Annotated in this window: 23 protein-coding genes; 14 read left to right on the top strand and 9 right to left on the bottom strand. The window is 47.9% G+C overall.

Annotation, left to right across the window (positions count from 1 at the left end):
• Nucleotides 1-2: 2 nt before the first annotated feature.
• Nucleotides 3-461 (bottom strand): hypothetical protein, encoded by a 459-nt coding sequence (locus NZM05_11895; protein MCS7014315.1) that lies wholly within the window; start codon nt 459-461, stop codon nt 3-5.
• Between the two features lie 114 nt (nt 462-575).
• On the bottom strand, nt 576-1,049 hold the full coding sequence (locus tag NZM05_11900; protein ID MCS7014316.1) for a hypothetical protein: 474 nt from the start codon (nt 1,047-1,049) through the stop codon (nt 576-578).
• 145 nt (nt 1,050-1,194) lie between these two features.
• On the opposite strand from NZM05_11900, the gene typA reads away from it, so the two are divergent.
• A complete protein-coding gene (gene typA / locus NZM05_11905; GenBank protein ID MCS7014317.1) occupies nt 1,195-3,045 on the top strand; it encodes a translational GTPase TypA in 1,851 nt (616 codons plus the stop codon).
• A gap of 112 nt (nt 3,046-3,157) precedes the next feature.
• On the opposite strand, the gene NZM05_11910 is transcribed toward typA, so the two are convergent.
• A complete protein-coding gene (locus NZM05_11910) occupies nt 3,158-4,258 on the bottom strand; it encodes a T9SS type A sorting domain-containing protein (protein MCS7014318.1) in 1,101 nt (366 codons plus the stop codon).
• 159 nt (nt 4,259-4,417) lie between these two features.
• Between NZM05_11910 and NZM05_11915 the strand changes: the two genes are divergently transcribed.
• The 3 genes from NZM05_11915 to NZM05_11925 all read left to right on the top strand — a co-directional run bounded on the left by NZM05_11915 (nt 4,418) and on the right by NZM05_11925 (nt 7,449).
• Nucleotides 4,418-5,545: an adenylate/guanylate cyclase domain-containing protein gene (locus tag NZM05_11915; protein ID MCS7014319.1), complete on the top strand. Its 1,128-nt coding sequence runs from the start codon at nt 4,418-4,420 to the stop codon at nt 5,543-5,545.
• 269 nt (nt 5,546-5,814) lie between these two features.
• Nucleotides 5,815-6,036, top strand: a complete 222-nt coding sequence (locus NZM05_11920) for a hypothetical protein (protein MCS7014320.1) — start codon at nt 5,815-5,817, stop codon at nt 6,034-6,036.
• A 159-nt stretch (nt 6,037-6,195) separates the two neighbouring features.
• The gene (locus NZM05_11925; GenBank protein ID MCS7014321.1) at nt 6,196-7,449 is read left to right on the top strand and encodes a Coenzyme F420 hydrogenase/dehydrogenase, beta subunit C-terminal domain; all 1,254 of its coding nucleotides are present in this window, start codon (nt 6,196-6,198) and stop codon (nt 7,447-7,449) included.
• Here the strand turns inward: NZM05_11925 and NZM05_11930 are convergent, their stop codons facing one another.
• On the bottom strand, nt 7,450-8,976 hold the full coding sequence (locus NZM05_11930) for an alpha/beta hydrolase-fold protein (GenBank protein MCS7014322.1): 1,527 nt from the start codon (nt 8,974-8,976) through the stop codon (nt 7,450-7,452).
• Nucleotides 8,977-9,101: 125 nt separating this feature from the next.
• On the opposite strand from NZM05_11930, the gene NZM05_11935 reads away from it, so the two are divergent.
• On the top strand, nt 9,102-10,271 hold the full coding sequence (locus NZM05_11935) for an aminotransferase class V-fold PLP-dependent enzyme (GenBank protein ID MCS7014323.1): 1,170 nt from the start codon (nt 9,102-9,104) through the stop codon (nt 10,269-10,271).
• Nucleotides 10,272-10,319: 48 nt separating this feature from the next.
• On the opposite strand, the gene NZM05_11940 is transcribed toward NZM05_11935, so the two are convergent.
• The 3 genes from NZM05_11940 to NZM05_11950 are packed head-to-tail and all read right to left on the bottom strand — an operon-like array spanning nt 10,320 to nt 13,053.
• The gene (locus tag NZM05_11940) at nt 10,320-11,132 is read right to left on the bottom strand and encodes a hypothetical protein (GenBank protein ID MCS7014324.1); all 813 of its coding nucleotides are present in this window, start codon (nt 11,130-11,132) and stop codon (nt 10,320-10,322) included.
• Between the two features lie 43 nt (nt 11,133-11,175).
• The gene (locus NZM05_11945) at nt 11,176-12,285 is read right to left on the bottom strand and encodes a DegT/DnrJ/EryC1/StrS family aminotransferase (protein ID MCS7014325.1); all 1,110 of its coding nucleotides are present in this window, start codon (nt 12,283-12,285) and stop codon (nt 11,176-11,178) included.
• Nucleotides 12,286-12,309: 24 nt separating this feature from the next.
• Complete coding sequence (locus tag NZM05_11950) at nt 12,310-13,053, bottom strand: RDD family protein (protein ID MCS7014326.1); 744 nt, start codon at nt 13,051-13,053, stop codon at nt 12,310-12,312.
• 113 nt (nt 13,054-13,166) lie between these two features.
• Here NZM05_11950 and NZM05_11955 point away from each other — a divergent pair, with 113 nt between their 5' ends.
• Genes NZM05_11955 through NZM05_11980 form a run of 6 tightly spaced genes read left to right on the top strand, consistent with a single transcriptional unit; the run spans nt 13,167 to nt 19,422 of the window.
• The gene (locus tag NZM05_11955) at nt 13,167-14,138 is read left to right on the top strand and encodes a stage II sporulation protein M (protein MCS7014327.1); all 972 of its coding nucleotides are present in this window, start codon (nt 13,167-13,169) and stop codon (nt 14,136-14,138) included.
• Between the two features lie 6 nt (nt 14,139-14,144).
• Nucleotides 14,145-15,008 carry a hypothetical protein gene (locus NZM05_11960; protein ID MCS7014328.1) on the top strand — a complete coding sequence of 288 codons (864 nt, stop codon included), beginning with the start codon at nt 14,145-14,147 and terminating at the stop codon, nt 15,006-15,008.
• 11 nt (nt 15,009-15,019) lie between these two features.
• On the top strand, nt 15,020-15,895 hold the full coding sequence (locus NZM05_11965; GenBank protein ID MCS7014329.1) for a DUF4129 domain-containing protein: 876 nt from the start codon (nt 15,020-15,022) through the stop codon (nt 15,893-15,895).
• Nucleotides 15,892-17,148, top strand: coding sequence for a DUF4350 domain-containing protein (locus NZM05_11970; protein ID MCS7014330.1), 1,257 nt, complete (start codon nt 15,892-15,894; stop codon nt 17,146-17,148). Before NZM05_11965 ends, NZM05_11970 begins: the two co-directional genes overlap by 4 nt.
• Nucleotides 17,117-18,091, top strand: a complete 975-nt coding sequence (locus NZM05_11975; protein MCS7014331.1) for a MoxR family ATPase — start codon at nt 17,117-17,119, stop codon at nt 18,089-18,091. The genes NZM05_11970 and NZM05_11975 overlap by 32 nt, the downstream gene beginning before the upstream one ends.
• Nucleotides 18,088-19,422: a DUF58 domain-containing protein gene (locus NZM05_11980; protein MCS7014332.1), complete on the top strand. Its 1,335-nt coding sequence runs from the start codon at nt 18,088-18,090 to the stop codon at nt 19,420-19,422. The genes NZM05_11975 and NZM05_11980 overlap by 4 nt, the downstream gene beginning before the upstream one ends.
• Before the next feature lie 54 nt (nt 19,423-19,476).
• On the opposite strand, the gene NZM05_11985 is transcribed toward NZM05_11980, so the two are convergent.
• Together NZM05_11985 and NZM05_11990 are read right to left on the bottom strand one after the other, a co-directional pair.
• Nucleotides 19,477-20,262 (bottom strand): hypothetical protein, encoded by a 786-nt coding sequence (locus NZM05_11985; protein MCS7014333.1) that lies wholly within the window; start codon nt 20,260-20,262, stop codon nt 19,477-19,479.
• Between the two features lies 1 nt (nt 20,263).
• Complete coding sequence (locus tag NZM05_11990) at nt 20,264-21,397, bottom strand: GNAT family N-acetyltransferase (protein ID MCS7014334.1); 1,134 nt, start codon at nt 21,395-21,397, stop codon at nt 20,264-20,266.
• 155 nt (nt 21,398-21,552) lie between these two features.
• Here NZM05_11990 and NZM05_11995 point away from each other — a divergent pair, with 155 nt between their 5' ends.
• The 3 genes from NZM05_11995 to NZM05_12005 form a co-directional block, all read left to right on the top strand.
• A complete protein-coding gene (locus NZM05_11995) occupies nt 21,553-22,167 on the top strand; it encodes a hypothetical protein (GenBank protein MCS7014335.1) in 615 nt (204 codons plus the stop codon).
• Nucleotides 22,168-22,317: 150 nt separating this feature from the next.
• Nucleotides 22,318-22,710, top strand: a complete 393-nt coding sequence (locus tag NZM05_12000) for a septum formation initiator family protein (GenBank protein ID MCS7014336.1) — start codon at nt 22,318-22,320, stop codon at nt 22,708-22,710.
• 82 nt (nt 22,711-22,792) lie between these two features.
• A partial coding sequence (locus tag NZM05_12005) for a hypothetical protein (GenBank protein ID MCS7014337.1) occupies nt 22,793-23,079 on the top strand: 287 nt, incomplete at its 3' end.

Raw genomic sequence — 23,079 nt, forward strand, 5'->3', positions numbered from 1 at the left:
ACTTATTCAATGGTGATTTTTAGCCTGACCTTCGGCGAGTTATTCTCCACCAAATAAGCGCAGAGCCAATATGTGCCTGCAGGTAAAGCTCCTTTGGTTTTCGGGTGGCGTGGCAAAAATGCAAATGGATAGACTCGCCTTTGATTGCTTGCCAGCTCAAACATATTTGCGGCACGCCGCCCTTGCACTGGCATGGCGTCAGCTACCTCACCATTCTCATACTGCACCTCTAACGCCAAGTGCTGCTGGCTCAGAAAGAAGAATGTGCGACGAATGGCAGAATTGTTCCACATCTCAAAGACGCCTGTTATCGTATCTCCTACGCCAAACTTTGCCCTTGCAGCACGCAGCGTATAGATTACACCGTTCAGCGATACACTTGCCTCTGGCTCTCGGGCAGCAGCAGGTGGCTCGCTGGGTCTCTGGCAACTGCATAGGCTGCACAAAAGCAGTGCAAGCATTAGTTTTCTACGCATCTGATAGCAGTTTGCATTTGGGTATGTTGAACAACCTGCCTTACAGTTACAGTTGAATTGAATTAGCGTCCTCTGACGCAGTCTTCTCGAGCAGAAGTGCTATTCTCGGATCTCAATGCCCAGACGCACGCGTGGCGAGTTATCGTCCAACAAGTATGCACTTAGCCAAAACCGTCCCGTCGGTAATGGATGACCTGTTCGCCAATCTATCAAAAGTGCTTGCAAGACCAGTGTTCTGCGCTGGTTCGGTTGCAGGACAAACCTGCTTGCTGCTGGTTGAAACAGTATAGGCCACTGCTGCACAGTTTCGCCATTTGGGCGCTGAATCTCAAATCCAAGTTGCTGTTGATTGAGAAACTCAAACGCTCTCTCGCTGTTTGTGCGATTCCAGACCTCAAATGTGCCCTTGAGCGTGTCGCTTAGCCGCAGTTGCACCTTTTCCAAGCGCAGCGTAAATTCTACGCCATCTCTTACTGCACGCGCTTCATTCTCTCCGACAGTTGGTTCAACTGGCGCACTGCAGCCAAACGCACCAAAGAACAGAAGCAGCACAAAATTCCATCTTTTCGTCATAGCTGGTGCCGTATGCGTCTATGCCTACACTGTGCAAAACGGTGGAGCGCTTTGCATCGTTAGAATATCTGTGCTCAAAGCACTATCTTTGCGCCCAAAATTTGCTCAAACTTGTAAAAATACGCAATTGTCAAACAAGGTTTCTATGTCTGAACTCCGCCGAGATGATATTCGCAACATTGCCATTATTGCTCATGTTGACCACGGGAAGACTACGCTGGTCGATGCAATCTTGAAGCAAACAGGCACTTTTCGCGACAATCAAAAAGTCGAGGAGCGCATTTTGGATTCCAATCCGCAAGAGCGAGAACGCGGTATTACGATTTTCGCCAAAAATGCGGGCTACTTCTACAAAAATCACAAAGTCAACATTGTCGACACGCCCGGACATGCCGACTTCGGTGGCGAAGTTGAGCGTATTCTGAAAATGGTCGATGGCGCCTTGCTTTTGGTCGATGCCCTCGAGGGCCCTATGCCGCAGACAAAGTTCGTCTTGCGTCGAGCGCTGGAAGCTGGACTGAAAATCATCGTGGTGATCAACAAAGTCGACCGACCCAATGCCCGCCCGCTGCAAGTCATTGATGAAGTCTTAGACCTTTTCATTCACTTAGGCGCTAATGATGAGCAAATTGACTTCCCCTACATTTTTGCATCGGGTAAGCAAGGTTGGGCAAAGTATCGCCTTGAAGACGAAAGCAAAGACATCACGCCGCTTTTAGATATGATTCTGGAAAAAATTCCCGCACCTGTGGTCGACCCTGATGCACCCTTCAAGATGCTCATCAACTCACTCGACTACAGCGACTATTTAGGCAAAATTGTCATCGGCAAAATTGCTTCAGGCAAAGTGCGCGTCGGCGATTCACTTGTGGCATTAGATGGCAAAGGGAAACTGGTGAAGGGAAAAGTTGCCAAAATTTTCCTCTTTGAAAAGCTTAGCAGAACGGAGGTCTCAGAAGCGATAGCCGGCGACATTGCGGCCATCACTGGCTTTGAAGAGGCTACAATTGGTCAGACGCTCACCGACCCTGAACACCCCGTCCCAATTGAGCCTTTTGCCATTAGTGAGCCGACCGTTTCAATGTTTTTCTCGGTTAATGACTCTCCCTTTGCTGGTAAGGAAGGCAAGTTTGTAACCAGTCGCAATCTGCGTGAGCGACTCTACAAAGAAGCGATTACTAATGTTGCCCTGCGCGTGGAAGACACTGACAGCCCCGATACATTCAAAGTCTCTGGCAGAGGCGAATTACACCTTTCTGTTTTGATTGAAACTATGCGCCGTGAAGGCTATGAACTGCAAGTCTCCCGCCCAGAGGTGATTTTGAAAAAAGATGAAAGTGGTCGCTTGCTCGAGCCATATGAGAGCGTTACGATTGATGTGCCGCAGGAGTATGTTGGCATTGTAATTGAGAAAATGGGGCAGCGCAAAGGCGATATGAAAAATATGATTACGCTTGAAGGCGGTATGACGCGCTTGGAGTTTGAAATCCCCACGCGAGGACTTTTGGGCTACACCACTGAATTTACAATGGACACCAAAGGCGAAGGCATTCTTACGCACGTCTTCAAGAGCTATGAGCCTTACAAAGGCGAGATTAACTCACGTACGACTGGTGCTCTCATTGCCGCTGAGCAGGGCGAAGCGGTTGCCTATGCGCTCTCTCAACTGGACGACCGCGGCACGTTTTTCATTGAGCCAGGAACACCCGTCTATGCAGGGATGATTGTAGGGGAATCGTCTCGCGATTTTGATATGGTGGTTAATGTTTGCAAGACGAAGAAACTTACCAACATACGTGCTTCTGGCTCCGATGAAGCCCTGAAAATTACCCCTCCGCGCAAGCTCACGCTTGAGCAAGCGATGGAATTTATCAATGACGATGAGCTGGTAGAAGTTACGCCCAAGTCTATTCGCTTGCGCAAGAAAATTCTTGACGAAACTGTGCGCGCTCGTGAAGCTAAACGTAAAAAGCAAGCAAGTGAAGCGGCAGCGTAAGAAGGCTGCTTGCTACTCGGCTCTCAGAGTTGCACTTGCAAGTCTTACTTAGCTCCGCCCCTCTCCTTAGCGAAGAGAGGGGCTTTGTGGTTCTCTCTTGTTGCCTTCGCCTTTATTTCACCAGCATCATTTTGCGCGTCTCGGAATATGTGCCTGCTTGCAGGCGGTAGAAGTAAATGCCGCTCGGTAGCCCTGCCGCGTTGAACAGCACTTCATAGCGTCCAGCCGCTTGGCGTCCACTCACCAGCGTCGATACCTCACGCCCTAAGACATCGAACACTTTCAGGCTTACTTGCTCGGTGCTTGGAATGGAGTAGCGAATCATTGTGCTGGGGTTAAAGGGATTGGGATAATTTTGCTCAAGCGCAAAGGTAGTTGGCTTTTCTCCCTCCAGCTGGCGCACCGAAAGTGGCGAGAAGGTTGAATATGAGACGGATAGCGTGCCAAAGCCGGGTATGGGTATCAGTCCAGGCACTTCTGCGATGTCAGCCACGGCATTTCCGTTTGCGTCCAGAAAATTATAGATCACCGATGTTAATGTTACAGGTATTCCAACTGCCGTCGTTGCTACGGTGAGGCGCAGTCGAAGCACTTGCACGCCGTTTGGATTTGCGGGTGTTATCACTGTCCCCCAGCCATCGACAGCATAGTCATAGCGTGCATCCACTTCCTGTGCTGGAAGACCTGGTGTTTGCTGCCGCACTCGTGTAGTCGTGGTCCAGCGACTTGTGCTTGTCACTGGGAATTGGACGAGTGTAACTGGCGGTGTTAGAGCCTCTGTTATACCAAGAAAAGCATTTGTTCGGAGGTTGAACAGTCCTACCGCAACATTTGATAACGCGTTATCGGTCAAATTCAAGAATGACAGGGTTGCGGTGTCACTTCCGACTTGCTCTACACGCTGCACAATATTTGCGCCCGCTACACTTGCGCCTGGAATAGCAGACGGAGCAAGGTAGCGATACCTTAATGTCCCTGAACTCGCAAAAGTGCGCCCTCCTGCACGCAAGTCCCAAGTCTGGTTTGCGCCAGAGCGGTTAATCAGCGCGCGAATGCCTGCTGTATCTGTAGTGCTGGTAAAACGCTGCACGGTTCTCGATTGCCCGATAATGCTTGTGCCTGGCGGAAAGGCACTCGCTCGTGTAATGGTAATTTGTCCAAAAGCCGATACTGAAAGCAGCAGCGCAGTGAGAAGTAAGCATAATGCCCTCATCGTCGTGCCTGATTTAGGGTTAAATGAATGAAGTTACATCCAAGTGTAAGAGCGGGACACATGGGCAGCGCTTGAAGGTAGCAAGAATCCAGCAAATCGCAAAAACGGTTGGACAATTAGCCAAACTTTCTGAAATTTTAGTCCAAAGGATAGGGAGCCGTGAAGGAGAAAGATAAGGAGACTTCTGCGCTGGCTACCAGCGAGCAGCGCAAGCTCTCGGCAATTATGTTCACCGATATGGTAGGCTACAGCGCGCTGACACAGAAAAATGAAAAACTTGCGCTTGAGCTTCTCGAAGAACATCGCCGCATTTTGAGACCGCTTTTTCAGAAGCACCATGGCATCGAAATCAAAACAATTGGTGATGCTTTTCTTGTCTCCTTCGACAACACGCTCGATGCAGTTAGCTGCGCTCTCGAGATTCAAAAAACCCTGATTGAATACAATGCAGCCTCGCCAGAGACGGTGCAAATCAAAGTGCGCATTGGTATTCACTTAGGTGATGTGGTGCATCGCAGCGGCGATGTTTATGGCGATGGTGTCAATATCGCCGCTCGCATTCATACGATTGCAGACCCTAATGGAATTGCTATTTCTGAAGATGTCTGCCGCCAAGTTGTCAATAAAATCAATGCACGTTTCATCAAGCTAGGCAAAGGTGATCTCAAAAACATTGCAATGGGTATTGCCATCTATAAGGTCGAGCCGCACACGGAAAGCTATTTTCGCACCTTTTTAGCCCAGCTTAAATTCTATGCTCGCCAGCGACGCACTCAATACCTTGCGCTTGCTGTAGCGGGAATTTTGCTTCTGGCATTTGCTTTCTCTCAGAGCCTGCATGGCAAAGGCGATCGACCGGAGCTTCTTGCCGTAGTAACGGATTTCGTCAATGAAACAGGCGAAGGCCGTCTGGAAAAGCAGCTTGGCACGCTGCTCCGCTCCGTTTTAGATGACTCGCCTGACTTGGAGGTGATGACCGAAGCCAAAATGCAAAGCGAAGCCAAAAAACTTGGCAAAGACAAGCCCAAGCGAATCGATGAAGAGCTGGCAATGGAAATTGCCAGCTCAACCAAAGTTGACATTATCGTTACAGGGCTTATCAAAAAATTTGGCAATACCTACACAATCGACCTAAAAGCGATTGACCCTGCACGCCAACGTTATCTTGTTACTGCTGTTGAGATGACAGACAACCGAGATGACATTCCTGCTACCCTGCGCAAGGCCGCTTCTAAGATTTGCAATAAGTTAGAAAGCGAGAGCGACAAACTTCGTAAAGGTCATTAGCTGTGCGCTTTATCACATCACCGATTTATTGCTTGACAAAGTTTGATCCGCTTGTTAAATTTTCCATACTTTCCAAACCAAACCAGCAAGCTATTGAGACAAGTTCTACTGCATCTGCACAGCTGTTGTCAAGAAGAATTTCACTGCTGTGCTCTTAACACAACATGCTAAACTGAGACGCACAAGCCATCGGAAAACTGTTACGCTTCTTTGGGTGCGCTCACCTCGAGTGAGGCGCGTGTATCTCGTAAACTAAACCGACGGTTAAAATGCGTAATCCAATCAGAGAACTTGTCTCAGACGATGCATTCATCAAGCTGCGTGAGCATCGCTTGCTTGATGAAAAACAACTGCGCGACTATCATATCCGCCAACTCTTCAAACAGGCACGTGACCGCAAGCTCTCTGCCGCTGACGCCATTGAGCAGGTGCAGAAGGAGTATCCCTACTTGCAGTTTGACACCATTCGCAAAATTGTCTACAAGAAGTAGCGCTGCGTTAGGTTTTGTGATGTGCCCGAGCCTTTCCTCATCACCAACTTCGTCAGGGTATGTTGTGCCCGTTGGTCTCTTGCATCTGTTTTTGAAAGCGGCTGGTTCTTTTTACTTTTACTTACCAGCATGTCTTGAACCTTAGAAAGGAGTAAAGCAATGAGCCACCATCGGGCTACAACCTCTGCCCCTTTGCCGAGTCTGCCAGTTGTCTCTTCACATAAAGAAACCCTTTGTAGCCAGTGCGGACTTTGCCAAGTTCGTGCTTGGTCGGCAAAAGAGAGCTACGAGAGCTGTGTGTTTGAGCTTGGCTGGCTCGGCGACGCTGAGTCTTTTGTGCATGGTCGGCAGCGCTCACTTGCAGACCTTGAAGAAATGCGCTTTGGCATTATGCGTGCTCGCTACATTGCGCGCCTTCGGTCTCCGCTTCCCGATGCACAGTGGAGCGGCATCATCACACGCCTTGCTGCCAAGGCATTTGAGCATAGGCTGGTTGAAGCTGTTGCCGCTGTTAAACGTAGTGCTACTCATTATTTTGTTCCAGAGCCTGTCTTAGCGCGTTCTACAGATGACATTTATGCTACTCGTGGCAATAAGCCAGTGTTATCTCCCACGCTGAGAAGTCTCGAGGTCGCTTACCGTCAAGGTATTCGCAAACTGATGGTGATTGGTGCTTCGTGCCATATTCACGTTCTGCGAGATTTTCAGCGTCGCTTCCCCTACCTGTCAGATGTGGACATTTTTGCAGTAGGGCTTCCTTGCGTAGATAACATCAAGCCAAAGATGCTGCGCTGGGTTTTGACACGGCTCTCCAAGTCACCTGATACCGTGCGTCATTACGAGTTTATGCAAGATTTTACGGTGCACTTTAGGCACGAAAATGGCGAGCTCGAGAAAGTCCCTTACTTTTCACTTCCGCAAGAGCTTTCGCAGCCTGAAGTATTTGCCCCGAGCTGTATGAGCTGCTTCGACTATATGAACAGCCTTGCTGACATTACCATTGGCTACGTTGCTGCGCCACTGGTCAAGGACGAAAAGCGACAGATGATTTTAGTGCGCACGGAAAAGGGTGAACAGCTCTTTCAACTTATTAAAGATGAACTGGAATTTTTCCCCGAAGTCTCCTCAGGCGACTGCACGAGTGCAGTTAAGGCAAATGTGAAAGCCACTTTAGCGCGCTGGCAATGTGCAGAAAAGCCCACTGGTCGGCGCATTCCAATCTGGCTTGGTAAAGTGATGGCGTTTTTGCTCTCGCACCTCAGCTTCAAGGGCGTGGAGTTTGCTCGCTACTCTATTGATTTTCATCTCATTCGCAACTATTACTTTGTCAAAATGCGCTATCCTGAAAAGCTCCACACACTTGTGCCAAAGCATGTGTATAAACTTTTGGAGCGATATGGCTTTGAGGCATAGTTACTTTAGCAGCAGCATTTTGCGCGTTTGACTGAATGTGCCTGCTTGCAAACGATAGAAGTAAATGCCCGAAGACAGTGAATTTTGGCTTACTGCAAAGTTCACTTCATAGCGTCCTGCGGTCTGACGCTCGCTGACTAATGTTGCCACTTCTCTGCCAAGCGTATCATACACTTTGAGCGTTACAGGGCTTGCTACAGGCAATTCATACACAATTGTGGTCGAGGGATTAAATGGGTTTGGGTAGTTTTGCTCCAATCGGTAGGAGTTCGGCAGTGTCCCCTCGATTTTTCTGACGCTTGACACGGTTCCGAAAAAATACGTGAGCATATCGCTTAGCAGAGCGCGCCAGTTCCCCCACGAGTGTCCCTCGTTCACCTCTCGGTAGCGAACTGGGTAGTTTTTTTCTTCCAAGATGCGTTTGAAGGCTCGCGTGTTGGTTTCACCGTCAAAGATTGTTCCAGTTGAGAGAAAAACTTTGAGAGGCAAGCGCGGTTTCTGTTGATACTCCGTCATTAAAGATGTCGCTGTCCAGAGCGCTGGTGATTGGATTGCGATTAAACCGAAGGCGTGTGATGCATTCAGTCCAAAATATGCCGCACAGACACCACCTAGCGAAGTACCCAAAATCGCACGGCTTTCTGGACGGCGGTCAGCGTGGTATAGTGAGTCAATGCGCGGCATCAGTTCCTCCGTCACAAATGCTAAGTAGTTAGGGTTCATTGTAAGTTCAGACATTCTTCGATTTTGAGACAGGTTGTCTGGATTTCTGGGGTCAATGAACACTGCAATGACAGGACGAATGCGCCGTTCAGCAATTAGGTTGTCCAGTACAATGACCATACTGCCCATTGCGTCGTTGGCGTATTCATGCCCATCGGTTACATAGATAGTTGGTAGCTGCGCAGCCCCCCGCTCATAGCCAAATGGTGTATAGACGCGGTATTGCACAGTGTAGCCCAGCCGCAGGCTTGAAATGCGAAAGTTATCGGAAAGCTGCCCACGCTGGGTTGTGCGGAGCGTTACATCAGGCGATGGCTGATAGTTCGGCATTCGAAGTTCGGAATTCAGTCCGAACCCACTCATTTGCACCAGCGGATTGTTCGGGTCTAAAATCCAAGTGCTTCCGTTGAGCACAATTTTGTAATCGAGGCGTGCATCGCTTGGGAAGCGGTGCTCCAGCAGCCAGATGTCGGTGTTGTTAAGTCTCTCACCACTGGAACGGATGTGGCTTGCGCTACCCCAGCTGTTGAAATCTCCGTTCCATCTTACACTGTTAGCCACCCCCCGATAGAGAAATGCCACTGAATCGCCCAGTGCGAATGGCACTTTTCTTGCTTGCACCAGTGCTGCCCAGAATGCGTTCAGCCTTGCGCTCCCTGCTGCTTCACGACTTTCTTCAGCTAACTTCATCAGTGTATCTTTAAAGGCGTGAAATGAAGTGAAACTCGTTGGTGAGGGTTGTGCCGCTATTTGCACCGTCGAGAGTAGTCCGATGCTTAAGCACAGAATAAATTTTTTAGCCATCGCTTTTTTTTTGGCTTTGGTTATTTGGTGCATAATGTTGCCCTATTGTGCACTGGATTTTGTTTATGAATGACCCGTTTTAGGGTAAACATTTCTTTCTTCAACAAAATTTTTGTGCCGCTCCAATGTATCGTGAGCACTATTCTCGGTTTCTTTCTGCTTCACCCCATCGCTTGCACTTTGCTGCGCATAGTCATCACCTTTGGCTTGATGTAACGCGTGCCGCGCAGTTACAATATTGGGACGACTCTGCCAAATATGCTGATAAAAAGTGGGAATATATTTTTTCTACGGTTGTCCCCAAAGCGCAACGCCATACTGCACGCATCCTTGACCTTTCTTATCCTGAGCAGATTGTTTTTGCACCAAACACGCACGAATTTGTTGCACGTCTTCTCTCATGCTTAGATTGGTCTAAACCTATTTATGTGCTCACAACAGACAGTGAATTCTACAGCTTCACGCGTCAAGCAATGCGCTTATGTGAATGCGCACCCGATATATTTCACTTGCAGATTGTACCTGTTGAGCCTTTCGAGACTTTCGTGGAGCGGTTTTGTCATACCATAAGACGCCGAAATTTTAATATGATTTTTTTCAGCCATGTTTTTTTCAATTCAGGATTTGTAGTAGAGCATCTGGAAACTATCGTGTCCAGCATTTCTTCGCCTGAGACCATAATCGTGATTGATGGATATCACGGCTTTTGTGCTATTCCGACTTCTCTTAAGCAGATTGAGCATCGCATTTTTTACTTATCAGGCGGATACAAGTATGCCCAATCTGGTGAAGGTGTCTGCTTTTTAGCTGTTCCTAAGACTTGTTCTTTTCGTCCTATTTACACAGGCTGGTTTGCCGAGTTTGGCAAATTATCAGATTCTCCCTCCGATGCAGTCGCATACAGCGAAGATGGATTTCGTTTCGCAGGCGCTACATTTGACCCCAGCGGCTTATATCGCTTTAATGCGGCAATGGACTGGCTACAGGCGCAAAATCTCAGCATTCAACACATACACAAATATGTTTCCGACTTGCAATCATACTTCTTAGACTGTCTTGACAAAACTCCCATCTCTTTCTTGCCACTTTCTTCGCTTTGTCCGCCCCTCTCAATCAGAGCACGCGGACATTTCCTTACTTTTGAGCGACCCAATGCGGCTGAAATTTTTACTAAGCTCTCCGAGCAAAACATCTACATTGACCGCCGTGGCAACCGTTTGCGATTTGGGTTTGGTTTATATCATACAAAAGAAGATATTGACGAGCTATTTGAGCGTCTTCGGCTCATCTCTTAGGCGAAACAGCTGCCTGCGCATACTTTCTTCAAAAAAAAACGCTCACTACTATGCTCTTCTCTTCTTTCGTGCATCATAGCTTAACTCAAATTCAAAAGTTTTCATTAAGCGTATTTCGGGATACTGGGTTTGCACGTACATTTCCACCTCTGGTGAAAAGACATAACCAATCAGAATCGGATACACTTCTAATCCTGTTGCCGCTCTTAGTCGGCTCAGCATATCTGAGAATCTATCCACATCTTTTTTGCCCGGCTGTGCTTTGCACTCTGCTATGATTAAGCACACTCTATCGCCTTTTACACCTTCTGCATAGATATTCACCTCATCGTATCTGCCGTCTGGGTAAATGTAGTTGCGTCGGTCAAGACTTTTCAAGGTTATTCCATAATCTTTTTCTGCTAAGTCATAGAAATAAGGCATAATTCGGTCTTCAATGCCATAACCAACTGCCATTGAAAGTCCCCCAAGCTGCTGGCGAATGTCTTTAATTTCAGCATAGAATTCACGTCGCATCTCCGTCATTTCGTGCGCCAGCTTGTCTAAGCGCTCCTCTGTCCGACGCTGTGCTTCGGCTAACTCGTTGAGGCGCTCCTCCGTCCGACGCTGTGCCTCTGCCAGCTCATTGACCCGTTCCTCTGTCCGACGCTGTGCCTCCGCTAACGCATTCAGCCGTTCCTCCGTCCGACGCTGTGCCTCTGATAGCTCTTTTATTGCCTCTTTTAGCTCACCTAATTCTTGCTTTGTTACGAGGCGGTCGAAATCCAGAATTGTTTCGCTGATAATGTTGGTTAGTGCTTCAGCCTGCTCAGCGGAGAAATTTGCTTTGAGTGCATTGTATATCTTGTGCGTATCAATCATCTTCCGAAGTTTAAGCTTATCTCTGCCGACCTGCTGATGTACTTTACATAACCTCAACTTGTTGAGATTCTATCTTTTTTGCTACAAACTCTATCATTTCTTCTGTCAATTCAGGATACATCGGCAGTGAGAGAATTTTTCCCATCTGCGATGATGCTACTGGAAAATCTTCTGGCTTATGTCCAAATCGCTGATAAGCCTTCAGCAGCGGCAGTGGCGTTGGATAGTGAATTCCTGTCTCAATCCCCTCTGCCCTAAGCGTGTCTATGATTTTTTCTCGATTCGTCACACGAACTACAAAAAGATGATATACATGGCGCGAATACTCTGGTTCTTTTGGTAGCACCACATGCGTTCCTGAGAGATATTTTCGATACAAATTTGCATTTCGTCGTCGCGCTTCTGTCCAGTTTTCTAAGTGTCGCAACTTCACGCTTAGCACTGCGGCTTGAATACCGTCTAAGCGGCTATTTCGTCCTTCTATTTCGTGTTCATTTTTTCTTGGCTGACCATGATTTGCAATTAATCGTGCAATGCGCGCAATTTCATCGTCGTTTGTAACCATTGCTCCCGCATCTCCATATGCACCTAAATTTTTACCCGGATAAAAACTGAATGAGGCACAGTCGCCAAATGTACCCGTCATTTTTCCTTTGTAAGTCGCGCCGTGCGATTGCGCGCAGTCTTCCAACACCCTTAGCCCATACTTTCTTGCAATTGCCATAATTTCATCCATCTCTGCTGGCAATCCATAAAGGTGAACTGGAATAATTACCTTCGTGCGCGGTGTAATTTTCTCTTCAATTTTGCTCGGATCTATCGTGTAGTAGTCTGGTAAAATATCTACGAATACAGGCGTTGCCCCTACAGTCGTAACTGCTTCAGAAGTAGAAATCCAAGAATTTGCTGGTACAATTACCTCATCGCCATGACCAATCCCCATCGCTTTTAGCAAAATCTCTATGGAATCTGTGCCATTTGCACAGCTAATACAGTGCTTGATACCGATATATGCTGCAAACTCTTCTTCAAACGCTTTCGCATATTTACCGCTAATAAAGGCGGTTTCTGAAATGACATTTGCAATCGCACTGTCAATTTCAGATTTAATACTCTGGTACTGTGCCTTGAGGTCAACAAAAGGAATTTTCATTGATAATCTGGTTTTGTTGTTACGCTAGGCTAATCGCCCGTGATAAGCGTTGTAATCTTTGATGAGTGTCTCTAAAAAAGCCTGCGTTGATTGCTCAGTTTTGACACCTAATTTCTGCTCAAGCACGGCTTTGGTCCTCTCCTTTAACTTTTCTGCTAAATCAGGGCTTACTTGCCCTGCAGTATTCAGCACCTCTTTAATTACTTCCACATCGCTTTCAGTTAGGCGAGACACTTCACTGTAAGTTAATGTATGTGAAGCGTCTACTGCCTCAAATATGGTATCTTTTAATTTCACCCGCTCAGTTAGCTTCACGACGGTCGTATTCGCAGCAATATCTCCAATACGCTGCCCTTTGCCGTTAATAAGAATTGCTAAGATGGCCACAGCTGGTGTGAAAAGGATAATATCCACGATGCGCAAAATCCACCTCAGGAAGTAGCTACCGATACTTGGCTCTGTGCCATCTATCTTGACTACCTTTATTTTCATTGCTTTCTTGCCGAAACTTTGCCCGTCCATAAAGACTTCGCAGAGAAGGTCATAGAAGAGTGCCACTATGTACAGCCCAAATAGGATGATAATCCCTACGCTGTTGCCTAAGTCCAGTCCAATTTCGCTAAGCACATAAAGCACTGTGCTGACAGTAATGAAATATGCAATGATTATGCACCCATCTACTATAGCAGCCAGTATGCGGTCGCTGACGCTTGCAACTTCGTAGCTAATTTCGACATTCTGCGTTGTTTGAACCTTGACAGTATGCATAGCCCTCTACATTTTGCGATTTGAGCGCTCGTTTCGTTATCTTCCTTTCAACCAGCCTACATTGTTGCACACTATTTTGCGCTAACTTCGACAAATTTAACCGCTGTTTCTGAATGACCGAAGTGACCTTCATCAAATCGCGCCGAGACACTTGGCAGGCTTTTGAGCAGATGCTTCACCAACCGCAGCAAGCCTCGCCCGACGCACTTGCGGATGCTTTTGTTCAACTTACAGACGACCTTGCATATGCTCGCACTTTTTTCCCCAAGAGCAAAACCACTGAATACCTCAATGCTTTGACGGCTAAGGCGCATCAGCAGCTATACCGCAATCGGAAAGAGCCTCACACACGCCTTTTCCATTTTTGGCGCATAGAACTACCGCTCGAGGTTCGCGCCGCTCATCGTGAAATTTTCTACTCGCTTATCATCTTCTCCATCGCTGCCTTTATCGGTGCACTCTCCACCGCCGGCGATGACAGCTTTGCGCGACTCATCTTAGGTGATGCATATGTGAATATGACACTGGCTAACATCAAACACGGCGACCCGATGGCTATCTACAAGCAGGCGCGTGAGCTCCCGATGTTTCTTGGTATCACTCTGAATAACATTCTTGTTTCGTTCTACGCTTTCGCAATGGGCACGCTTTTCTCGTTTGGCACAGGCTATGTTCTGCTCCAAAATGGCATTATGGTTGGCTCATTTCAATACTTTTTCCATCAGCATGGGCTGCTTCTCGAGTCAGCTTTGGTCATCTGGATTCATGGTACGCTGGAAATCTCTGCTATCGTAATTGCGGGTGGCGCTGGACTTACAATTGGCAATAGCATTCTTTTTCCCGCATCATACACTCGCCTTGAGTCTTTTTTGCGTGGCGCTAAGCGCGGCGTCAAAATCATCATTGGACTTGTGCCTATCTTCGCCGCTGCTGGCTTTCTTGAAAGTTTCGTTACGCGCTACACCGAGATGCCGATTTTCCTCAGTCTTTTTATCATCTTGAGCTCTCTTGCATTTGTTCTCTGGTATTTTGCACTTTACCCGATTCAACTTGAACGCATGCTTTATCAATCCACTAAACAATAGCCCGCTATGCTTGAAAAAATTGAGTTCCGGAAGCGCCGTGAAGTTGGCGACCTTATCTCTGTTAGCCTTGAGTTCATTCAGCAGAATTTCAAGACCTTAGCCCTTAGCTTGCTCTATGTGGGCTTGCCCCTTTCTGTTCTGCAAGGCACTATCACGGCACTCTATCAAAGCCGAGTGATGGATACTCAGGACGCAACCAGCGTTCTTGACCTCTTTGCAACTGTCTTCGGCCCTGAGTTTTTTCTCTCGCTCTTACTTTCAATGGTACTTTATGCGGGCGTTTCTGCCACAGCATATTCCTTTGTGCAGCGATACATCTCGCAGCCTGACCCCTCGCTTATTCAAGTTAGCGAAGTTCTGAACGATACGCTCAGCAACACCTTGACGATTTTGGTCACAGCGCTTCTTCTTGGATTTCTTCTGGGCATGGTTGCCATTCCCAGCCTTTTCCTTCTTTTCATTCCTGTGCTCTACCTTGGCGTTGCGACTGCACCGCTTATCTTCATTCGGCTCTATGAGCAAAAAGGCTTCTTCGAGGCATTTCTCCGCTCTTTTCAGCTTGTGCAGGGCAATTGGTGGCGAGTGTTTGCAACGCTGTTTGTGTTAGTGCTGGTCGGATATTTGATTTCGCTTATCTTTTCAGTTCCGGGCTTCGTGATAGGGTTAATTGTTGGGTTTAACTCTTCTTCACCAAATTTTTCTGACTACACGCTTTTCAATGCAATTTTCTCTTCGCTCTCCACGCTTGGCTTCGTTGTGCTGAACGGGCTTCTTTCAATCGGCATTGCATTTGTCTATTTTGACTTGGTAGAGCGCAAAGAATCGTCAGGCTTAATGCAGCGCATTGAGCAAATGTCAACCCCAAACTGAAGTTATTCAGAATGTACACTCAAGCTGCTCAGCGCACTGGCAGCATTGTGCTCTGGCTTCTGCTTTCTGCCAGCACAAGTGTCGGACAGCTCTCACACGGGATAGCAGATTCGGTCGCTGTGGATTCTTTGCCTAATTTTAATGCAATTGCCTCCAAGATTATTGACTCGCTACACCTTCCATCGTCTGATATAGATCGCTTTCAGCCTGACGCTGCAGTTTTAGGTGAAGTTTTGCCCGACTCTATTTCGGCACAAGCTTTTGATGCCTCGCGCATCACACTGCGGTGCTTTGACTTAGAGGCTTTATCGCAGTTGCGTGCGCAAAAGGAGTTTCAATACGACCGTCCGCCTCCGCCCCCTCCTGTTTGGCAGAGAATTCGTGATTGGCTTGACCAGAACATCTTGCGCCATATTTTCAGCGACGAGGTTACGGAGTGGATAGAACATGCGCTTACGGTTATCTCTGTGCTGGTTCTCATTTACCTTGTTCTCAAGCTCATACGAACTGACCTTCGCAGTCTTTTCTACGGCTCGAAGACACTCCGCTCCGTAGCGTTTCAGGCTGAGGAGCACTTAGAACCCGATGCACTTCAGGCTTTGATTGAACAGGCGATGGCAGACAAAGATTACCGCCGCGCTGTGCGTTATCTTTTCTTGCGCGTGCTCAAGCTCCTTGCCGCTAAGGATTTGATTGCTTGGCGAATTGACAAAACAAACCGTGACTACTTGTATGAACTCAAGCAACCAGAGCTTCGCACACCGTTTGCGGAGCTTGCACGCTTTTTTGAGTATGTCTGGTATGGTGGGTTTTGGCTCACGGAACAAGAGTTTGCCGCTGCCAAGCGTGCGTTTGATGCATTTACGACTCAATTGCAGGAGAGATGAAATCATACTGGAAGCCTCTGCTATTTTTTGCAGCCATCTTTGCTTTGCTGGTTGCAACACAGCTCTCTGCACCCAAGCCGCTCAATTGGCGTCCTTCTTTTTCAAATGAAGACAAATCACCTTTTGGCGCGTTTGTGCTTTTTTCGCGCCTTAGAGACCTTTTCTTCGAGGAGCGTATCACAGTTAGCCCCCAATCGCTCTATGAGCTTTTCCATGCTTCTCCCCAGACCTATCTGTTCTCGCTGCGCTCGAACATTATCTTCATTGCCGAAGACCTTCGTCTCGACAGCCTTGATGCACAGAGTTTGCTTGAGTTTGTCTCAGCTGGCAGCACGGCGTTCCTTGCTGCAGTCTGGTTTCCAGCTCCGATTTGTGATACATTTCGTCTGAGGACACGAGCGCAGTTTTTGCCTTTCTTGCACGTTGCTGATTCTCTGAACGCACCAGATACACTTTACCTTTCCTTTCCTAAGGCAGCGCCCCAGCAAGGCACGCGATACGCTCTCCGTATGCCGCCTTACACGGCAAGCTTTTCTCGGTTTGATTCCTCACGTGCGACTGTGCTGAGCGTTGATACAGCAAATCGTCCGAACTTTATTCGCCTCCAGTTTGGTAAAGGTGCGTTCTACCTTTGTTCCAGTCCTTACCTTTTCACGAACTACTACTTGCTGACGCCCGATGGTGCGGAGTATGTTGCCAGAGTGCTTTCGCACTTGCCTGTTCAAACAACCATTTGGGACGAATACTACAAACCGCTTTCTCGACGTGCCCAAACTCCGATTCGCTTTGTTTTAGAGACGGATACGCTGCGGTATGCTTACTATCTTGCGCTCACTGGCATTGTGCTCTTCATCTTTGCTTCTGGCAAGCGGCGGCAGCGTCCTATCCCCCTTATCACGCCGCCCCGTAACGCTACACTGGAGTTTGTGCAAACAGTTGGCAGGGTCTATCTTCAACACGGCGACCACAAAGATTTGGCCGAGAAAAAAATTGAGTATTTCTTTGATTTTCTGCGCACGCATTTTTATCTCCAAAACATTTCGTTTTCGCAGGATTTTTATCAATTGCTCTCAGAAAAGTCAGGCGTGCCTATCTCTGAGATTGCACGACTTTTTGCAGCGATTCAAGCGGCACGCAACTCATCAAGCCTCTCCGCTACCGAGCTTTTAGCGCTGATGAAAGCGATTGAAAATTTCTACAACGCTACAACCGTGAAAGCCAATGTCCGAAACGCTCTTTCAGAATCGAATTGACCTCAGCTCAATTCGTGATGCCGTTGAACGTATTAAGCGAGAACTGCGCAAAGTGATTGTTGGGCAAGACGAAATGATCGACCTTTTGTTAGCAGCACTATTCGCAAATGGTCATATTCTCATTGAGGGCGTACCTGGAATCGCCAAAACGCTTACGGCAAAAGTTTTAGCACGCACGCTTTCGGTAGGTTTTTCACGCATTCAGTTTACGCCTGACCTGATGCCTTCCGATGTGATTGGCACATCGGTCTTTAACCCAAAGACAGTTGAGTTCAAGTTCAATCCAGGCCCAATTTTTTCAAATTTTGTGCTGATTGATGAAATCAACCGTGCACCTGCCAAAACTCAGGCGGCACTCTTTGAGGTCATGGAAGAGCGTCAAGTTACAGTTGATGGCACCACCTATCCGATGCAGATGCCTTTTTTGGTTGTTGCCACGCAAAACCCTATTGAGCAAGAAGGCACCTATCGCTTGCCGGAGGCGCAGCTAGACCGATTCCTGCTCAAAATCGTGATGACATATCCTTCGTTGGAAGAGGAAACCAAAATTCTCCTTGCGCATCATCAGCAGCGCGCTGTGCCGACTGCTGCTGTTGAACCAGTCTTGACGGGTGAGCAAGTGTTAGCCTGCCAAGCCGCTGCGCGTAGCGTGCGAGTTGAGGAAGCGCTTTTGCGCTATATTGCTTTGCTTGCTGGTAAGACACGCACCAGCGGCGACATCTATCTTGGCGCCTCACCACGCGCCTCGATTGCGATTCTCAACACTGCCAAAGCAATCGCAGCCATGCAAGGTCGCGATTTTCTTGTGCCAGATGACATTAAAACTGTAGCGATTCCTGCGCTTCGGCATCGCATCATTCTTTCACCTGAACGCGAGATGCAGGGCATTGCACCTGACGACGTGCTTAAAGACCTTCTTGCTAAACTGGAAGTGCCACGATGAATTTTCTCCAAAGCTACTTTCTTACGCCACGCTTCTTTCTTGCGCTTGGCGTGCTGGCTACGCTTTTTGTATTGGGTTACTTTTTCTCTGCCTTGACCACTCTTGCCACCATTGGCACGCCGATACTCTTTCTACTCACTTTGCTCGATACGCTTTTGCTGTATGCACCGCGCTTTACCGCTCCCCGTGCAGAACGCCTTACGCCTGAGCGCTTTTCGAACGGCGATGAAAACTTTATTACCGTCCGCTTGCAGAACCCTTACACTTTCACTTCACGCCTCGAGGTAATTGATGAACTGCCGCCTCAATTCCAAGTGCGTGATTTTCTCTATGTGCTTACGCTTCCTGCGCAGTCTCACAGAGCGTTTCAATACAGCGTTCGTCCTACTGAGCGCGGAGAGTATCACTTTGGCGACCTGAACCTTTTCTTTGAAAGCCCACTGGGCTTGGTGCAGCGGCGCTTTAAAATCCCTGCCTCCACGATGGTGCCCACTTATCCATCTTTTCTGCAGATGCGTCGCTATGAGCTTCTTTCGCTTTCTGCCAGAGCTACTGAATTAGGTATCAAGCGCCTGCGCCGCTTAGGACACACGCTCGAGTTTGAGCGCATTAAGCCTTATGCAATTGGCGATGATATTCGCTCTATTAACTGGAAAGCCACGGCGCGGCGAGGCGACCTGATGGTTAATCAATATCAAGATGAGCGTTCCCAGCCTATTTATTCTCTTATCGATATGGGGCGCATGATGAAAATGCCTTTTGAGGGGCTGACACTGTTGGACTATGCGATTAATGCTTCACTGGCAATTTCCAACATTGCCTTGAAGAAGCAAGACCGTGCTGGACTGATTACTTTTTCCAACCGCATTCATTCCATCATTCCTGCTGAGCGACAATCAGCGCACCTTGCAAAGATTCTCGAGACGCTTTACAACCAACAGACTACTTTTCAGGAATCAGATTATGAAACCCTTTTTATCACCGTTCAGCGGCGCATTTCACAACGTGCTCTTCTTCTGCTTTTTACAAACTTTGAGACGCTTTCTTCAATGCGGCGTCAGCTTCGGTATCTCCAGCGCCTTGCTGTGCGGCACTTGCTTATCGTGATTTTCTTTGAAAACACTGAACTGCGCTCTTTGCTTGAACGCCCGACTAAGACGCTGGAAGATGCATATATCAAGACCATTGCTGAAAAATTTGCCTTCGAGAAACGAGAAATTGTCTTGGAGCTGCAGCGCAACGGCATTCAATCTGTCTTAACGGCTCCTAAAGACCTGACACTCAAAACCATCAACAAATACCTTGAACTGAAAGCACGCGGAATGATTTAGCATCAAGTGTTGCTGTGCCACATTTCTTGTGTAATGCTGGGAGCTGACTTGCCTTCAAATCTGATTGACGCCCAGCGTGATGCATTCTTGCAGCAAAGTCTCTTCCACTTTTTGTGATAGGGAATATGTGCTGAGCGCAATCATCTTCAGGTTATTGAGCATCACTCGTGCCAGCGCAACTGTGCTTAGCAAATTTCTGCGCTCCATTTTGCCTTCTCCGTGCAGGAAAAGAAAGGTGAAAGCCTGTGTGCGGTCTTGAAACTCACGCAGTCGAGCCAAATGCCGCACCTTTGCCTCATCGCTTGCACCCAGAGGTAGCCACACACTTGCTTTGATGCCATATTTTTGCAGCATCATCACTGCGCTGAAATACTCATCGACGGCTGCATCATCTTGCAGCCCACCTTCCAGCTTGCCCTCGACCAATCTCAGCCCCGACTCTGCTAACTTTTCTGCTGCTTTCAGTACCCTTAGTTTCTCACTTGCTGCTAACCGCACTACTTGTTGCGGCCAAAGGGCACAGACACTTGCCCTCTCTGCCACTGTTCTAACACACTGACAGACTTCAAGCAACTTCATTTCAGTTGGCAACTCCAAATACACCAGCGGCTTATTGGGTTTTTCTGACTGACTGCTGTGGCGCCGCTCTACATCGAGCGTGGTGAGCGAGGGATTGCGTGCTGCGAGTGCTTTTGTTGCCTCAATTAGTGCAGATGGTCGCTCGCTTCCAAGTGCTTTTCTTGCTTCTTGCAAAAATTTCAAACCTTCATCAAAGCCGATGCGCTCATCTTTCTCCAACTTTTCTAAAATGCGCTCTATTGAAACAGAATCTTTGGGCATCTCAAAAGTCAACTTGATAGATAAGGTATTCCTTGTAAGGCTCTGCGCCGATGGCTTCGGCTAATTTTTGCATCGGTATATTGCTTTTGAGCACCCAACTTAGCTCCGCTTCCCAGTAGCCCTTTCGAATACCTACTTCAACCGTTTCTGCATTCATCAACGAATCGACGCCTTTGTTTCGGTATTCAGGGATTACCCCCATTACAATGGTGCGAATGCGATTGATTTTTCGCGCATACCAAAGGTATTTCAGGATTCCGATTGGCGAGGTTGGGTTACCGTTGACGTGCTTCAAAGCGATGTTGACATCAGGCAGCGAGAGCGAAAAGCCAACATAGTCGCCTTTTTCATTTTGCACAAAGTAGATAAACTCTGGATCTGCGATTTGCTTTAAATCCTTTGCGAGTGTGTAAAACTCCTTCTCGGTAAAAGGCACAAACCCCCAGTTGAGTTCCCACGCCTTGTTGTAAAGACTGCGAATGATTTTCGCTTCGTTCTGCCAGTCTTTCAGGTTAAGGTAGCGCAGGCGCAGTTTCTCACGCTTCTTAACCAATTCGCTAATGCGTCTCAGGCGCTCACGGTCAATGGTCTTTTGATTGACCAGCCATGCGACCAGTTCTTGCTCCACGCGAAAGCCATAATCTTTGCAAAGGTCGTGGTAGTAAGGCGGGTTGTAGGTCATCAGGAATGTCGGTGGAGAATCATAACCTTTGCAGAGCATACCCAGTTGGTCGTTGGTAGAGGGACTAATTGGACCGCGCATTGCAGTGAGTCCACGCGCTTGCAGCCACGCCTTAGCTGCATCAAAGAGCGCTCGTGAAACCTCTGTGTCATTGATGCATTCAAAAAAGCCCCAAAACCCTACCTTGTCTTTGTGTAGCTCGTTATGCGTATAGTTGATGGTCGCTGTAATTGTGCCGCACATTTCACCATTTTTCCAAGCCGTAAAGCATGCGCGATCAGCATGCTCCCAAAGCGGATAGCGCTGCTTGTCCAGCGTTTTTTCGTAGTCGGCAATCACAGGCGGCACCCAGTTTTTTTTCAGCTCAGGGTCACGCGTATAAATTTTCCATGCAAATTTGATATAGTCTCGAATCTCTTTGGGCGTTTTTGCTTCTCGGATTTCAACAGGCATTTGTGCCTCTTTTGTTTTTGTTTGCAGTTTTTTGAGGGCGAAAAATACAGCTTTTCTTCGCTTTGAGTATGTTAGGGTGGTCTCTGTCAGAGAAAATTTTCAGATGGGAAACAGTGTTGTAGCCCAAGCTTTGTGTTTGAGCACTCCTTAGAACCATGCGGACAGTCTTTCTCACAGTGAGCCTCTCTTTTAGCCTCTGGGCGATAAGCGCGTGTAGCCTTTTTTCGCCACGCACACCTGAGCCTCCTGAAAGCCTTGCGCCCAGTGTTCCTGTCTGGCGACCACCTACGCTGGCTGATATTGTGCTGGAGAACCTTACCAACGCGTTTGCCAGTGTCAACCCTGTGGATTACACGCGCACTTTTTCACCTGCGCCTACGACCGATAACCTGCTCGTTTCAGATTATCGCTTCATTCCTGCGCCTGAGACTGCGGGCACAGCAGGCGCTATATTTCAGAACTGGAATATCGTCTCAGAGCGGCGATTCTTTGAGAACTTCCGAGCGCAGTTGGAGCGTGGCGCTCGACCGCAGTTCCTTTTCACGATTGATACGCGCCTACTGAACTCCCCAACGGAGCTTCAGCTTTCACTTTCCTACCGCATTGTTGCACGCTACACGTCGCCTGACATTCCTGAAGTCACGCAAGGTCGCTCGGTGCTGCGGCTATTGCAATCTACGCAAGGTTTCTGGTATGTGCAGGAGTGGCGCGACTTTCGCAGCGATGCTGATTTTACGCTGAGCGAACTCAAGCGCCGACTTGCAAATTAGCCTCATCCCCTGTCTCGACTTCAATTGGCTTGCACCCTGCCCTGCATCGGCATTGCACAGGGCTGGCGCGCTTGGCACTCGCCATTTCTGTTCACTGCATCCCTGATCTCGTAATTTTTCTTAGATTTGTTGATTACAAACTTTACGGTTATGCCACGACTCAGCGATATGTTGAACTCTCGTGCAGCAATGCATCAACTGCAACGCCTCTTTACTGCACGCACTTGGCGAAAACTGCGTCTTCGAGCACGGCTGCGCTGGTTTGCCAGAGACGCCATGCGCTCACCACTCAAATACGTGCGCCTTGCTTTTCTCGGATTGATTTTGTTCTACACCGTGTTTGGCAACTACGGCATCTTAGCTCGGCTCCGTCTGGAGATTCACAAGTCGCATCTTTCTGCCGAGCTTACGCGCGAAACACAGCGCTCCAATGAACTCCGAAGCGCCATTCAAAAAATGCAAACTCTCGAGGAAATTGAGCGTTGGGCACGAGAGAAGTATAATCTCTCGCTCCCTAGTGAGATAGTTTATGTGATCAAATAGTGTACAACTAGATGCAAAAGTTTACACTTTTCATACGAGTTATCGTGAAGTAACAGAAGTAACACTTTGCAGATTCACGGTTTTGCTGATGAAGCCTATACGACTTTACTCTGATTCAGAAAAACTAAGGGTTAAGAGACTCCTTGCTGAGTTTTACTCAAACAAGCCACCAGAGTACGGGCGCTTCGATCATCGCGCAGGCGAGTATCAGCAGTATGCTGATTTCATTGAAAAATATGCGCCTCTGAAAGGAAAGCATCTAGAGTTAGGTTGTGGAGACTGGCAAATTCCGCAAGCTATTGCTGATAAGGGATTTGAAGAAGTAGTTGGCTGTGATTTTTTCTCTGATGAGTCTCTGGCGAGCTATCG

It is taken from the genome of Chloroherpetonaceae bacterium, assembly GCA_025056565.1.
In the GTDB taxonomy this organism is placed as follows: Bacteria; Bacteroidota; Chlorobiia; order Chlorobiales; family Thermochlorobacteraceae; genus Thermochlorobacter.

Excerpts from the sequence above, each read along its gene's own strand:
- NZM05_11895 (MCS7014315.1), bottom strand. The coding sequence starts at position 461 with ATGCTTGCACTGCTTTTGTGCAGCCTATGCAGTTGCCAGAGACCCAGC.
- NZM05_11900 (MCS7014316.1), bottom strand. The coding sequence starts at position 1,049 with ATGACGAAAAGATGGAATTTTGTGCTGCTTCTGTTCTTTGGTGCGTTT.
- typA (MCS7014317.1), top strand. The coding sequence starts at position 1,195 with ATGTCTGAACTCCGCCGAGATGATATTCGCAACATTGCCATTATTGCT.
- NZM05_11910 (MCS7014318.1), bottom strand. The coding sequence starts at position 4,258 with ATGAGGGCATTATGCTTACTTCTCACTGCGCTGCTGCTTTCAGTATCG.
- NZM05_11920 (MCS7014320.1), top strand. The coding sequence starts at position 5,815 with ATGCGTAATCCAATCAGAGAACTTGTCTCAGACGATGCATTCATCAAG.
- NZM05_11925 (MCS7014321.1), top strand. The coding sequence starts at position 6,196 with ATGAGCCACCATCGGGCTACAACCTCTGCCCCTTTGCCGAGTCTGCCA.
- NZM05_11930 (MCS7014322.1), bottom strand. The coding sequence starts at position 8,976 with ATGGCTAAAAAATTTATTCTGTGCTTAAGCATCGGACTACTCTCGACG.
- NZM05_11935 (MCS7014323.1), top strand. The coding sequence starts at position 9,102 with ATGTATCGTGAGCACTATTCTCGGTTTCTTTCTGCTTCACCCCATCGC.
- NZM05_11940 (MCS7014324.1), bottom strand. The coding sequence starts at position 11,132 with ATGATTGATACGCACAAGATATACAATGCACTCAAAGCAAATTTCTCC.
- NZM05_11945 (MCS7014325.1), bottom strand. The coding sequence starts at position 12,285 with ATGAAAATTCCTTTTGTTGACCTCAAGGCACAGTACCAGAGTATTAAA.
- NZM05_11950 (MCS7014326.1), bottom strand. The coding sequence starts at position 13,053 with ATGCATACTGTCAAGGTTCAAACAACGCAGAATGTCGAAATTAGCTAC.
- NZM05_11955 (MCS7014327.1), top strand. The coding sequence starts at position 13,167 with ATGACCGAAGTGACCTTCATCAAATCGCGCCGAGACACTTGGCAGGCT.
- NZM05_11960 (MCS7014328.1), top strand. The coding sequence starts at position 14,145 with ATGCTTGAAAAAATTGAGTTCCGGAAGCGCCGTGAAGTTGGCGACCTT.
- NZM05_11965 (MCS7014329.1), top strand. The coding sequence starts at position 15,020 with ATGTACACTCAAGCTGCTCAGCGCACTGGCAGCATTGTGCTCTGGCTT.
- NZM05_11970 (MCS7014330.1), top strand. The coding sequence starts at position 15,892 with ATGAAATCATACTGGAAGCCTCTGCTATTTTTTGCAGCCATCTTTGCT.
- NZM05_11975 (MCS7014331.1), top strand. The coding sequence starts at position 17,117 with ATGTCCGAAACGCTCTTTCAGAATCGAATTGACCTCAGCTCAATTCGT.
- NZM05_11980 (MCS7014332.1), top strand. The coding sequence starts at position 18,088 with ATGAATTTTCTCCAAAGCTACTTTCTTACGCCACGCTTCTTTCTTGCG.
- NZM05_11985 (MCS7014333.1), bottom strand. The coding sequence starts at position 20,262 with ATGCCCAAAGATTCTGTTTCAATAGAGCGCATTTTAGAAAAGTTGGAG.
- NZM05_11990 (MCS7014334.1), bottom strand. The coding sequence starts at position 21,397 with ATGCCTGTTGAAATCCGAGAAGCAAAAACGCCCAAAGAGATTCGAGAC.
- NZM05_11995 (MCS7014335.1), top strand. The coding sequence starts at position 21,553 with ATGCGGACAGTCTTTCTCACAGTGAGCCTCTCTTTTAGCCTCTGGGCG.
- NZM05_12000 (MCS7014336.1), top strand. The coding sequence starts at position 22,318 with ATGCCACGACTCAGCGATATGTTGAACTCTCGTGCAGCAATGCATCAA.